Below are 12128 nucleotides of genomic sequence, written 5' to 3' on the forward strand. Positions count from 1 at the left end.
CACTCACATTTTGTAGATATTTCTCAGGAAATTGTTATGATTTGTAGATTGATGCATCAGGATTTTCTACTTCTCTGATTGTATCGCCTGGCGATACGCCGAAACAAAAAAGAACCGACCATTTGTTTTGATCAGCTCATAAAATAGATTTATTTCTTGAATATGGAGAGTAAACCACTCCATTTTCCTTTAGGTCTATGTTGTATCGCTTCTTCCAATCTTTTATTAAAATCATTCTGTTCGCGCCATTCTTTGATTTGTTCTTCTCTCATGCTCTTCATTTCATTTTGTAATTGCTCACTTCTATGTTGTTCTTGCTGCAGCAATTCTTCATAATGTTCTTTCTCTTGTTGTATCAACGTTTCGTACTGCGCCTTTTGTTGCTTGGTCAAATTCTCGATTTTCACATTCGTTTTCTGTGCAGCATTTCCAATACTCGAACTGATCGCATGATGATCCTGCTGAAGGCGGGATACAGTTGTTTTCAGTTGGGCCATATCGCTTTTCAGTTGTACATTCATCTCACGTGTAGCAGCGAGTTCATTCACAACTACCCTTAAGACGTCTTTCAATTGATTCGGATCGTATGGTAAGCTTTCAACATTTTCATATGTATCGGGTAGCGATATATCAGTTTCATCGGGGACTTTCAATCTTTCTCTTTGTTGCTCCACAAGGTCTTTTGCTGTATCGTCAAGGGGCTTTTCCGTATCGCGTAACGCTATAAGCGCACCAACATCACTTTGTACAAAGATACGTCGATCGCCATCTTTCAAAAATTCATAACCGTTCCGCTCCAGGATCTGCCCATATTTACGTACAGTAGGAGTGGCAATTCCCACTTCTTCTGCTACTTCTTTGGTAGAGAATGCTCGTTCATTCGGTTGTATATCGCGTCGCATATCGGGCCTCCTTTACTATTAAATATGATGGTTTTCGACATGAATTGCAACATATATCGGCAAGCGATACATAATTGTAATATCGCATAAAAAAAGACTACTTCCTCAACAGGAAGTAGTCTTTTAAGGGTGTGGCGCATGAATTACATCATGCCGCCCATTCCACCCATTCCGCCCATGCCGCCCATGTCAGGCATGCCACCGCCGCCGTTGTTTTCTTCCGGCTTATCTGCGATGACTGCTTCTGTTGTAAGAAGCATTGCTGATACGGATGCAGCGTTTTGTAGTGCAGAACGCGTTACTTTTGTAGGGTCAACGATACCAGCGTCGATCATGTTCACCCATTCTCCAGTAAGTGCGTTGAATCCAATTCCAAGGTCTTCACCTTTCAAGCGCTCAACAACAACAGATCCTTCAAGACCAGCGTTGTGTGCGATTTGACGGATTGGCTCTTCTAGTGCACGAAGAACGATTTTCACACCTGTTTCTTCGTCTCCAGCAGTTTCAATCGCTTTAACAGCTTTCAGGACGTTTACAAGTGCAGTTCCACCACCAGAAACGATTCCTTCTTCAACTGCTGCACGAGTTGAGTTCAATGCGTCTTCGATACGTAGCTTACGTTCTTTCAATTCAGTTTCAGTTGCTGCACCGACTTTGATGACAGCTACTCCACCAGCAAGCTTCGCAAGACGCTCTTGTAATTTTTCTTTATCGAATTCAGAAGTTGTTTCTTCTAATTGAGCACGAAGTGTGTTTACACGAGAAGCGATTTTCTCAGTGTCTCCAGCACCTTCAACGATTGTCGTGTTTTCTTTCGTAACGACAACTTTAGAAGCTGTACCTAGTTGACCGATGTTTGCAGATTTAAGATCAAGACCGAGGTCTTCTGTGATCACTTCTGCACCAGTCAATGTTGCGATGTCTTCAAGCATCGCTTTACGACGGTCACCGAATCCAGGAGCTTTGACAGCAACTGCATTGAATGTTCCGCGAAGTTTGTTCACAACGAGTGTTGCAAGAGCTTCACCTTCAACATCTTCAGCGATAATTAGGATCGGCTTACCTTGTTGTACCACTTGCTCAAGGACAGGAAGAACTTCTTGGATGTTGGAGATCTTCTTGTCAGTTACAAGGATATAAGGATTCTCAAGGACTGCTTCCATTTTGTCAGAGTCAGAAACCATGTAAGGAGAAGCATATCCGCGGTCGAATTGCATTCCTTCAACGACTTCTAGCTCTGTAGCGAATCCTTTAGATTCTTCGATTGTGATAACGCCGTCGTTTCCAACGCGCTCCATCGCTTCAGCAATCAATTGACCGACTTCATTGTCACCAGAAGAGATTGCAGCAACTTGTGCAATTGAGTCGCGTCCTTCGATTGGCTTAGAAATTTTCTTAAGTTCTTCAACTGCAGCAGCAGTCGCTTTTTCGATACCTTTACGGATGACCATCGGGTTTGCACCAGATGTTACGTTCTTCAAACCTTCACGGATCATCGCTTGTGCAAGGACTGTCGCTGTAGTCGTACCGTCACCAGCAACGTCATTCGTCTTGCTTGCAACTTCGGATACAAGCTTTGCACCCATGTTTTCGAATGCATCTTCAAGTTCGATTTCTTTTGCGATTGTTACACCATCATTCGTGATTAGAGGTGAACCGAATTTCTTCTCAAGAACCACGTTACGTCCTTTTGGTCCAAGAGTTACTTTTACAGCATCTGCAAGAGCGTCCACACCACGAAGCATGGAGCGACGTGCGTTTTCACTAAACTTGATATCTTTAGCCATTGTTTAAAGAACCTCCTTGATTGGTTGTATGTAGGGAAAGACTTCCCTTTCAATTTTTAACTGTTAAAAAGAGAATCTCGGATGGATTAGCCTACGATTGCTAGTACATCAGATTCGCGTAAGATTAAGTATTCTTTACCTTGATATTTCACTTCAGTACCAGCGTATTTTGAATAGATAACTGTGTCGCCTTCAGATACTTCAAGTGCAACTTTTTCTCCGTTATCCGTTACTCGACCTGCACCTACTGCAACGATTTTTCCTTCTTGCGGCTTTTCCTTCGCAGAGTCTGGAAGTACGATTCCGCTAGCGGTTTTTTCTTCGCTTTCAACAAGCTCAATGACAATACGATCACCTAACGGCTTTAACAAGTGAAACACCCTCCTCAAGGATTTTGATTTTAATTATTAGCACTCTAAATAGGTGAGTGCTAATTCCATTTATAATATTAATCAACTTTCATTTTTTTTGCAAGAGATAACCTGAAAATTTTTGTTAGGTTTCTGTAAAGAAAAGCGCGAAGTCATAAGAAAGGTATTATTGGCAATAGTATGTTAAAATGGGGCATTGAATCTGTCACGAAAGAGGAGAACAGTTTGAATAAACGTTATGGATGGGTACTCATCACTTATATATTGATCTTACTTTCCGGGGTCATTGGCGGACCTATTCTGATCGGTCTCGATGTCCCTCGTGAAAAGATCCCTGGGCTTTGGAACGTAATCAGTTTTTCAATCGGAATCGTGATCATCTTTCTGATTTTACTGCCGGAATGGCGGAACCGGGAGGATCGTGAGGAACGCGCTAGTGTTCCTGCAACGATCGGCTGGTCGATCCTAGGTATTCCGATCGTTTTCACAGCACAGATTGTAGCTGCTACGATTGAGATGCAATTTTTAGGCGTCGAACCAGGTTCAAAAAATACAGAAATGATCGTCGAGCTGACGTTGTCAGTGCCACTTCTGATTCTTGTGGTTTCTGTCTTCGGTCCTATATTGGAAGAAATCGTGTTTCGGAAGGTAATCTTTGGTACACTCTATAAGCGAACGAACTTCTTCATTGCTGCACTAATCAGTTCACTTGTGTTCGCTGTCGTCCACCGTGACTTCAGCCACATTCTGGTGTATGCGGCGATGGGCTTCACACTCAGCTTCCTGTATGTGAAAACAAAACGATTGATTGTACCAATTATTGCTCATGTGGCTGTCAATACGACGGTCATGCTCGTCCAGGTCGTCTTTCGAGACGAGATCATGAAACTTGAAAAACAACTAGAGAACATGCAATTCATTATTGGAGGCTGATTATGAGATTTTCACCAACCTTCTGGATATTTGCCTATTTGATACTAGGCGTGATCTTTACGTACTTGGCCATCTTTTATGCACGAGAAGACGGCGTCTGGTCGTTCTGGCCGATCCTGAACATGGCACTCGCTGCCTATGACTTCTTCAACGCATACCGAATGTTCGAGTTACGTAAAAAAATAAAGCAGATGAAGAAAAAGGATTGATCCTCGGGGGTCAATCCTTTTGTTATGGCTTTAAGGGACAGTAAGTGCCTCTTACTGTCCTTCATTTCGGGTTTCTGCTGTTTTTGAGGACAGCAAACGACTCTTTCTATCCCTCATTTTGCGTTTCTGCTGCTTTTGAGGACAGAAAGCACCTCTTTCTATCCTTCATTTCGGGTTTCTGCTGTTTTGGAGGACAGCAAACGACTCTTTCTATCCCTCATTTTGCGTTTCTGCTGCTTTTGAGGACAGAAAGCACCTCTTTCTATCCCTCATTTCGGGTTTCTGCTGTTTTGGAGGACAGTAAGCACCTCTTTCTATCCTTCATTTCGGGTTTCTGCCACTTTTGAGGACAGAAAGCCCCTCTAAACTGAAAAAAGCGGCCAGTTCGGCCGCTTTCACATTATATTTATTCTTCTTCTGACTGTTCTGCTTCTTCCGCTGTTTGCTGTGATTTCTTGTAAGCGAAACCTGCTATAAAGATGCTGACTTCATAAAGGATGATCAACGGTACGGTCACCATCATGTGCGAAATCAGTTCCGGTGGTGTGATCAACCCTGCAAGCACGAGCAATACGAAATAGGAATACTTTCGAATTTTACGTAAAAAGTCGGGTGTCACGAGTCCGAGTCTCGTCAAGAACATGATGACGACAGGGAACTGGAACAGGATTCCGAATGGCAATGTCAGACGGAAAAGGAAATGGAAATATTCATTGATTCCATACTCTTCTTCTACTCCAAGCAGATCGGACAGTCCGTTCATAAAGTCGATGACGAATGGAAATAGAATGAAGTAAGAAAACGAAAGTCCGCCTACAAACAAGATGAAGGTAAGCGGGATGTACATCAACGTCACCTTACGCTCTTTCTCATAAAGGCCTGGACTGATGAACGCCCAAAGCTGGTAGAGCGCGACGGGTGAAGTAATCAATATGCCTATCAGAAAAGCAAAATCCAGAAATACACGCAGAGGGTCGGTCAGATTGAATACGTTCAACTCTAAGCCTGCAGCCTCTGGTGTCTGCTTCAAATACTGAATCAATGGCATTGCTAGGAAGAATCCGGCGATGAACGCCGCTATGAATACAAGTATGACGATGAATATCCTTTTTCGTAGTTCTTCAATATGTTTCTGAAGTGTCATTTGTTGATTCGTCATACAAAACTACCTTCCTAACTAGTCTTCATCTCTGTTCTTCTTGTCATCTTTTTTCTTATCTGTATCGTCGTCATCCACAAGCCCTTTCGTTGCGGTCTTGAATTCACGCAATGTCTTTCCTGCTGCTTTTCCAAGCTCAGGCAGCTTTTTCGGACCGAAGATCAATAGTGCGACGACTCCGATGATAATCCAACTTCCTGGACCAAGCATATTGGTCACCTCCTCAAGTATCTTTCTCAGATCATTTATCCAACGGGTAATTTTTCAAAAAGTAGATCAATGATTGGAGTTCTACAGCTAAATCAATATGATGAATTCGGACATTGTCTGGTACGTTCAAGCGGGCGGGGGTGAAATTCAGAATCCCGTTCACACCGATTTCGACCAGCTCATCCGCTACCGTTTGGGCGGTTTGAGCAGGAACGGTCAAAATCGCGACCGACATGTCCTTCGTAACGTGTTTCTTCAAATCTCCCAAATGATGGATCGGTACTCCACTGATCGTGGTACCGACTTTACTCTCGTCTACATCGAATGCTAACTCGATTCGAGTGTTGTCGTTCTTCAAAAAGTTATAATTCAGAAGGGCTGTCCCTAAATTCCCTACACCGATCAGCATCACTTTCGTCACTTCATCCTGATCGAGTGTCTTTCGGAAAAAGGTGAGCAGATAATTGACATTGTAGCCATATCCCTTCTTCCCTAGTGCTCCGAAATAGGAAAAGTCTCTGCGGATCGTCGCAGAATCAACCTTGACCGCTTCACTTAGCTCGGAAGAAGAAACACGCAGCTTCCCTGATGAGGATAAGTTTTTTAGAAATCGATAATACAACGGCAACCTTTTTGCGGTCGCTTGAGGTATTTTTTGATCATCAACGCTCATTAGGTTCCTCCAATCAGTAGAACACTACTCGTTTTCGTACAGGTAATCTCCGCTTTTCCCACCCGTTTTTTCCAATAGATAGGTCGGGCCGATCACCATTCCTTTATCAATCGCTTTACACATATCGTATACGGTTAAGCCGACGGCAGATGCAGCTGTCAATGCTTCCATTTCAACTCCGGTATTCCCCTTCGTCTTCACGGTCACATCAATCAACAATTCATAATCTCCCTCTGTTATCCAGTCAAAAGAGATATCTACCGATTTCAGTGGCAATGGATGACACATGGGTACGATATCGGGCGTCTTTTTCGCAGCCATGATCCCAGCGACCTGGGCAACCGATAAGACATCACCCTTTTTCACATGGTTTCCTTGAATCGCTTCATAAATCTCTTCGGAAACTTTGACGCTGCTTCTCACGCGAGCCGTCCTTACCGTTTCCTCTTTTTCAGAGATGTCCACCATCCTGGCGCGACCTTGTTCGTTAAAATGCGTGAAATCGCCCATTCAATCACCACCTAAAAGAGACTATACACCATTTTTATCAAAAAGTAAGGCATGATTGCAGTAAAAATATCACAAATCGTTGAAAATTGTAGAGTTGCCTGAGCTTTCCATCATAAGCTACACTAATAGTAACTGTGTTTCCATGGTGTTATGAGGGTTTCGGCAGGTTCATTCAATGCCAGCACGCTGTAACCACCATGTATGAAAGAGGTGTAACAACATGATCGTCATGCAAGCCCAAGACATAACCAAATATTATGGTGCTGACCTTATTTTATCGAATATTAAACTTGAAGTACAATCGCGGGATAGAATTGCCCTAGTCGGACGGAACGGAGCTGGAAAATCGACGTTGCTGAAAATCGTCAGCGGACAGCTATCCTACGATTCTGGCGCTGTCATGAAGCCGAATGAAATCGAAATCGGATATCTTGCGCAAGATGCAGGCTTAGAATCTGACAATACGATTTGGGAAGAGATGATTAAGGTTTTCGACCATCTCCACCAAATGGAAGAACAAATCCGTGCGCTCGAAACGAAAATGGGACAAGAGCACGTTTTGAATGATGAGACCGTATATGCGAAGGTGCTATCTGAATATGATGCACTTCAGCAGAAGTTCCAGCTGAAAGGCGGATATCAGTACGAGAATGACATCCGATCGATCCTTCATGGGTTCCGTTTTTACGAAGAGGATTATGGGAAGCCGATCTCTTCCCTCAGTGGTGGACAAAAGACACGACTAGCTCTTGTGAAACTTCTACTGACGAAGCCGGACCTATTAATCTTGGACGAGCCTACGAACCACCTGGACATCGAGACCCTCGATTGGCTGGAAAGTTACTTGCAATCCTACCCGGGTGCATTATTAATTGTCTCCCACGACCGGTACTTCTTAGACAAGGTGGCCACACAAGTTTATGAGATTTCGATGACGAAGAGTAAGAAGTACCTCGGAAACTACAGTAAGTACCTTGAGGCCAAAGCAGAGCAATACGAGCAAGATTTGAAAGAGTTCGAGAAGCAGCAATCGGAAATCGCGAAGCTTCAGGATTTTGTCCAGCGGAACATCGCCCGTGCTTCAACGACGAAACGGGCACAGAGTAAACGGAAGCAGCTTCAGAAGATGGAGGTCCTCGACCGACCTGATGGCAGTGAGAAATCAGCCCAGTTCGGCTTTAGAATCGAGCGTCAAACCGGGAACGATGTCCTGAAATTGAACCGGCTTGCGATCGGTTATGAAGGAGAAACGTTAATCGACGACATCGATCTTCACATTCAGCGTGAAGAAAGCATAGCGCTCGTTGGACCTAACGGCGTCGGAAAGTCGACATTGATCAAAACGATCATGCACCCTGATCGGAAGCTAGGTGGAGCGATCCAATTCGGCTCCAACGTCAAAATCGGCTATTACGACCAGGAACAAGCGGATCTGAATAGCACGAAAACGGTCTTACATGAGCTTTGGGACGAGTTTCCGACTCATCAGGAAAAAGATATCCGTACTGTATTGGGGAACTTCCTGTTCAGTGGTGACGATGTCCTGAAAGGTGTCAATGAATTGAGTGGTGGTCAGAAGGCACGTCTCGCGCTTGCGAAACTGATGCTCCAGAAAGCGAATGTGCTCATTTTGGACGAGCCGACGAACCATTTAGATTTAGATAGTAAAGAGGTTTTGGAGAATGCTCTGATTGATTTTCCAGGTACGATCCTCTTTATTTCCCACGACCGTTATTTCATCAACCGGATCGCTTCAAGAGTCATCGAGTTATCCACATCTGGATTGGAGAACTTTCTTGGGGACTATGATTATTACTTGGAAAAGAAAGCCGAACAAGCTGAATTTGAACGTCTCGAGCGTGAAGAACAGAACGTGAATCAAGATGTGAACGTCAGTGACCAGAAAGAACAGTTCCAAAACGATAAACAAGCAAAAAAAGAAGAGCGGAAACGACTTCGCCGTATTGAAGAACTTGAAGGACAGATTGAGGCTTATGAGCAACAGATCGAGGAAATCGAACATGAACTGAGCCAACCAGACGTCTTCCAGGATTATGAGAAGAGCCAAGAGTTGAACCAAAAGCTTGAGGAAGCAAATGAAGGACTCGAATCATTGATGGAAGAATGGGAAGGATTACAATCTGTATAATCAGGGAAATGAGAGAATGATTTGCATGTTGAATCGAACATGTTGAAATCTTCTCTCTTTTTTGTTTATAAGTAGATACACATATACACAGAATCCACAGGGTTATACACAGGTTAAATAGCACTTTTTCGGTTTTAATGTCGTTTTTTCCACATTATCCACAGATTTTGTTCTAATTATCCACAAACAGTTATTCACACGACCAGGTGTTTATTTCCCAAGTGTTCCGAACGTTTTCCACAATGTTCACAACTTGTGGATAAGCTTTTTCCACATCGCGTTCCGACTACATTCGACACGAACATACAGCTCTTTTGTATAAATATGCTCATGGATATTCACCGTTTATGCACTCATATACATGAATAGATTCGTATGCAGGTCAAGCCCCCTTCTTTCCGTACCAGGTACCGAATGGGAACCCTTGGCACTTCTGACATCTTTTTCGGTACCTGGCACTGTTGAAGGTCTTCCCTAGTTGTACTATTCTTGTAAAAGTTGATTAAAGGAGGATACATAGCTATGAACAGGAAAGTGATACATACTTTGTTTGTAATGGGATTGATTCTACTCCTCACAGCTTGTGGTGGAGACGAACAATCAAGCACCGAGGAAAACAACAATAAGGAAGAAACGACAGATGAGTCTCCAGATCAGCAATCGGATGACAATAAAGATACTAAGAAAGAGAAACAAGGGGATTATGAGGTTACCCTTTCAGGAGAAATTGAAATTGAGAAGAAGACAATCACAGTAAATGGAGAGACGAACCTTCTTCCCGGTTCTGACATTTACATCCTTGGCCATGCATTCCAAGGTGCCATCATTGGTTCTTCACCAAAAGCCCAAGTGGCTGAAGACGGTTCATTCACACTTAAGACGAAGTTTCCAGATGACTATGATGCGCCTCTTCGGTTAGAAATTCGTTTTACACCTGAGTTTCAGGATGATCAGATTGAAGAACACTACACCAAAACTGGTGAGAAATTAAAAGGAGATTTTGTAAGACTCCATAAAGAAAGCGAAGGCCTCTATAAGAAAATCTCCTATATGGCCTATATTGAAGACCCAACAAAAAACCAAACGTTAAAAATCGAATCTCCTAACTTTGAAAAACCATCAGATCAGGGTGACCCCAAGGTCAGATTGGAACCGAAAGTCGAAAAGAAAACGGATGACTACATCATTATTACCGGCAAATCAAACCTTGTAGAAGGTACCCACATTGAAGCTTACACCGAAATCCCAGGATACATGGTTAGGGGATATACCGATAAGGTTAGAGTAGAACCAGATGGATCTTACAGATTGATTATTCCCAATCCAGAACAACAAAAAGAGTTAAAAGGGAAAATTCCAGACTACCAGATTAATCTCCAGGTAAAAAAATACTCTCAATGGGACAACTTTGTTGAAGCCTATGGAAAAGAAGCCGAACATTTCCAAGGTCCTCACCTTAAAGAAAACTCACACAATGGTGACAAAAGTATTGAAGTGGTTTTACCTATAAAAGTAGAGAAATAAAATGATAACCTGCGCTCATGCTTGATCACTCTCAAGCACGACGCAGGTTTTCTTTATTCCTGATTTTCTTCATTTAAACGCCTCAACTTACCACCGTTCACCATTCACTAACTGACATATAACGGGCGCAGAAAGACTATAGTCCGCTTTCTTTTTCCGACAAAATCTCTCCTGACAACATCAAAAAGAACCCCGAGCAATCAACTCAGAGTTCTTCTTCAACCTTTTAAAACGCTTCTAAATCCAATCCTGGATTTCCGTTCAATTTCATGTCTGCCCGTCTACCTTTGTTGTACTCGATTGAGCCAGCTGCCGCAATCATCGCCGCGTTATCGGTACATAACCAAAGCGGTGGAATCGACAACTTGATATCCGTCGATTCAAATCGCTCGGTCAAGCGCTCTCGTAAGCCTTTGTTCGCAGCCACTCCACCTGCGACGACCACTTGCTTCACATCATAAGCTTCGGCTGCTCGATACGTCTTCTCGACCAACACGTCGATGACACTCTCCTGGAAGCTCGCGGCCAGATCATTCGGCGCAATCTCTTCTCCACGTTGCGTAGCATTATGAAGCGTATTGATGACCGCCGACTTCAATCCACTGAAGCTGAAATCGTACGAATCAGGCTCCAACCAAGCACGCGGTAAGTCAATCGTAGGTTCGCCCTCCTGGGCCATCTGATCGATATGAGGACCTCCCGGATAAGGAAGCTTCAACGTTCGCGCGACTTTATCATAAGCTTCACCAGCAGCGTCGTCTCTCGTTTCACCAATGATTTCAAACGAGCCATGCTCCGCCATATAGATGAGCTCTGTATGTCCTCCAGAAACGACGAGCGCAAGCAACGGGAACTCCATCGGCTCGATCAGCCGGTTCGCATAAATATGGCCTGCGATATGGTGCACGGCGACAAGCGGAATACCATGCGCCAGTGCCAACGCTTTTGCCGAATTCACTCCAATCAACAACGCGCCCACCAATCCAGGGCCTTCTGTCACAGCAATCGCCGTCAGGTCTTCAAACCCGACGCCTGCTTCCTTCATCGCTTCTTCAATCACAATCGTGATCTGCTCGACATGGTGACGAGATGCGATTTCGGGTACGACACCACCGAACCGCTTATGACTTTCAATCTGCGAGGCGACGACATTCGAGAGCAGTTCCGTCCCGTTTTTCACGATGGCAGCTGCCGTCTCATCACAGCTCGTTTCTATTCCAAGTATGATTTCATCTTTAGCCATTATAAATTCACCCACATTACTAATGCGTCTTCTCCGTTGTCTGTATAATAGTTCCTACGGATTCCGCCATTTTCAAAACCGTATTTTCGGTACAGTTTCTGAGCGACTTCGTTACTCACACGGACTTCGAGCGTCATCGTCTTCGCCCCCATGATCCGTGCCTGTTCCATCGCCTTTTTCATTAAAGCATCGCCATACTTCTTCCCTCTGAACCTTGGAATGATTGCGATATTGGTCACGTGCGCTTCATCTATGATCACCCAGATGCCACAATAACCGACCGGTTCGCCTTCTGCCTCTAGAATGAGATACGTCGCAAACTGGTTATTCACGATTTCATTATAAAAGGCCGTCCTACTCCACGGGTTCGGGAAAGAGGCTTCCTCGATATTCATTACATCATCAATGTCATCCAACGTCATGACTCGGAACGTCAAATTTTCCACCATGTATGGCAC

At 43.9% G+C, this 12128-nt stretch carries 13 protein-coding genes; 4 read left to right on the top strand and 9 right to left on the bottom strand.

The features are described 5' to 3' along the window. Positions 1-149 precede the first annotated feature (149 nt). The 3 genes from ACSVDE_RS18910 to groES all read right to left on the bottom strand — a co-directional run bounded on the left by ACSVDE_RS18910 (position 150) and on the right by groES (position 3060). Positions 150-902: a hypothetical protein gene (locus tag ACSVDE_RS18910; RefSeq protein ID WP_439302474.1), complete on the bottom strand. Its 753-nt coding sequence runs from the start codon at positions 900-902 to the stop codon at positions 150-152. Between the two features lie 143 nt (positions 903-1045). Next, positions 1046-2689 carry a chaperonin GroEL gene (gene groL, locus ACSVDE_RS18915; protein ID WP_439302475.1) on the bottom strand — a complete coding sequence of 548 codons (1644 nt, stop codon included), beginning with the start codon at positions 2687-2689 and terminating at the stop codon, positions 1046-1048. An 86-nt stretch (positions 2690-2775) separates the two neighbouring features. Beyond that, entirely contained in the window at positions 2776-3060 is a 285-nt protein-coding gene (gene groES, locus ACSVDE_RS18920; protein ID WP_439302476.1) for a co-chaperone GroES, read from the bottom strand. 225 nt (positions 3061-3285) lie between these two features. On the opposite strand from groES, the gene ACSVDE_RS18925 reads away from it, so the two are divergent. Both ACSVDE_RS18925 and ACSVDE_RS18930 read left to right on the top strand, forming a co-directional pair. Further along, positions 3286-3993 carry a lysostaphin resistance A-like protein gene (locus ACSVDE_RS18925; protein WP_439302477.1) on the top strand — a complete coding sequence of 236 codons (708 nt, stop codon included), beginning with the start codon at positions 3286-3288 and terminating at the stop codon, positions 3991-3993. A 2-nt stretch (positions 3994-3995) separates the two neighbouring features. Next, positions 3996-4202, top strand: coding sequence for a DUF4305 domain-containing protein (locus ACSVDE_RS18930; RefSeq protein ID WP_226552732.1), 207 nt, complete (start codon positions 3996-3998; stop codon positions 4200-4202). 406 nt (positions 4203-4608) lie between these two features. Here the strand turns inward: ACSVDE_RS18930 and tatC are convergent, their stop codons facing one another. The 4 genes from tatC to moaC are packed head-to-tail and all read right to left on the bottom strand — an operon-like array spanning position 4609 to position 6754. Next, positions 4609-5361 (bottom strand): twin-arginine translocase subunit TatC, encoded by a 753-nt coding sequence (tatC, locus tag ACSVDE_RS18935; protein WP_439302478.1) that lies wholly within the window; start codon positions 5359-5361, stop codon positions 4609-4611. Between the two features lie 18 nt (positions 5362-5379). Continuing rightward, positions 5380-5571 (bottom strand): twin-arginine translocase TatA/TatE family subunit, encoded by a 192-nt coding sequence (locus tag ACSVDE_RS18940; protein WP_439302479.1) that lies wholly within the window; start codon positions 5569-5571, stop codon positions 5380-5382. Positions 5572-5602: 31 nt separating this feature from the next. Beyond that, the gene (locus ACSVDE_RS18945; RefSeq protein ID WP_439302480.1) at positions 5603-6244 is read right to left on the bottom strand and encodes a redox-sensing transcriptional repressor Rex; all 642 of its coding nucleotides are present in this window, start codon (positions 6242-6244) and stop codon (positions 5603-5605) included. Between the two features lie 24 nt (positions 6245-6268). Further along, positions 6269-6754 carry a cyclic pyranopterin monophosphate synthase MoaC gene (gene moaC / locus ACSVDE_RS18950; RefSeq protein WP_439302481.1) on the bottom strand — a complete coding sequence of 162 codons (486 nt, stop codon included), beginning with the start codon at positions 6752-6754 and terminating at the stop codon, positions 6269-6271. A gap of 220 nt (positions 6755-6974) precedes the next feature. On the opposite strand from moaC, the gene ACSVDE_RS18955 reads away from it, so the two are divergent. Further along, positions 6975-8903, top strand: a complete 1929-nt coding sequence (locus tag ACSVDE_RS18955; RefSeq protein WP_439302482.1) for an ABC-F family ATP-binding cassette domain-containing protein — start codon at positions 6975-6977, stop codon at positions 8901-8903. A gap of 522 nt (positions 8904-9425) precedes the next feature. Continuing rightward, positions 9426-10427 (top strand): hypothetical protein, encoded by a 1002-nt coding sequence (locus ACSVDE_RS18960; RefSeq protein ID WP_439302483.1) that lies wholly within the window; start codon positions 9426-9428, stop codon positions 10425-10427. 226 nt (positions 10428-10653) lie between these two features. Here ACSVDE_RS18960 and tsaD read toward each other — a convergent pair whose 3' ends face one another. Both tsaD and rimI read right to left on the bottom strand, forming a co-directional pair. Next, complete coding sequence (tsaD, locus tag ACSVDE_RS18965) at positions 10654-11670, bottom strand: tRNA (adenosine(37)-N6)-threonylcarbamoyltransferase complex transferase subunit TsaD (RefSeq protein WP_439302484.1); 1017 nt, start codon at positions 11668-11670, stop codon at positions 10654-10656. Continuing rightward, positions 11670-12119 carry a ribosomal protein S18-alanine N-acetyltransferase gene (rimI, locus tag ACSVDE_RS18970; protein ID WP_439302485.1) on the bottom strand — a complete coding sequence of 150 codons (450 nt, stop codon included), beginning with the start codon at positions 12117-12119 and terminating at the stop codon, positions 11670-11672. Before rimI ends, tsaD begins: the two co-directional genes overlap by 1 nt. Positions 12120-12128: the final 9 nt, after the last annotated feature.

It is taken from the genome of Pseudalkalibacillus sp. Hm43, from assembly GCF_051842935.1.
Lineage (GTDB): Bacteria > Bacillota > Bacilli > Bacillales > Fictibacillaceae > Pseudalkalibacillus.

Coding starts and splice junctions, on each gene's coding strand:
- ACSVDE_RS18910 (WP_439302474.1), bottom strand. CDS start 902: ATGCGACGCGATATACAACCGAATGAACGAGCATTCTCTACCAAAGAA.
- groL (WP_439302475.1), bottom strand. CDS start 2,689: ATGGCTAAAGATATCAAGTTTAGTGAAAACGCACGTCGCTCCATGCTT.
- ACSVDE_RS18930 (WP_226552732.1), top strand. CDS start 3,996: ATGAGATTTTCACCAACCTTCTGGATATTTGCCTATTTGATACTAGGC.
- tatC (WP_439302478.1), bottom strand. CDS start 5,361: ATGACGAATCAACAAATGACACTTCAGAAACATATTGAAGAACTACGA.
- ACSVDE_RS18940 (WP_439302479.1), bottom strand. CDS start 5,571: ATGCTTGGTCCAGGAAGTTGGATTATCATCGGAGTCGTCGCACTATTG.
- ACSVDE_RS18945 (WP_439302480.1), bottom strand. CDS start 6,244: ATGAGCGTTGATGATCAAAAAATACCTCAAGCGACCGCAAAAAGGTTG.
- moaC (WP_439302481.1), bottom strand. CDS start 6,754: ATGGGCGATTTCACGCATTTTAACGAACAAGGTCGCGCCAGGATGGTG.
- ACSVDE_RS18955 (WP_439302482.1), top strand. CDS start 6,975: ATGATCGTCATGCAAGCCCAAGACATAACCAAATATTATGGTGCTGAC.
- ACSVDE_RS18960 (WP_439302483.1), top strand. CDS start 9,426: ATGAACAGGAAAGTGATACATACTTTGTTTGTAATGGGATTGATTCTA.
- tsaD (WP_439302484.1), bottom strand. CDS start 11,670: ATGGCTAAAGATGAAATCATACTTGGAATAGAAACGAGCTGTGATGAG.
- rimI (WP_439302485.1), bottom strand. CDS start 12,119: ATGGTGGAAAATTTGACGTTCCGAGTCATGACGTTGGATGACATTGAT.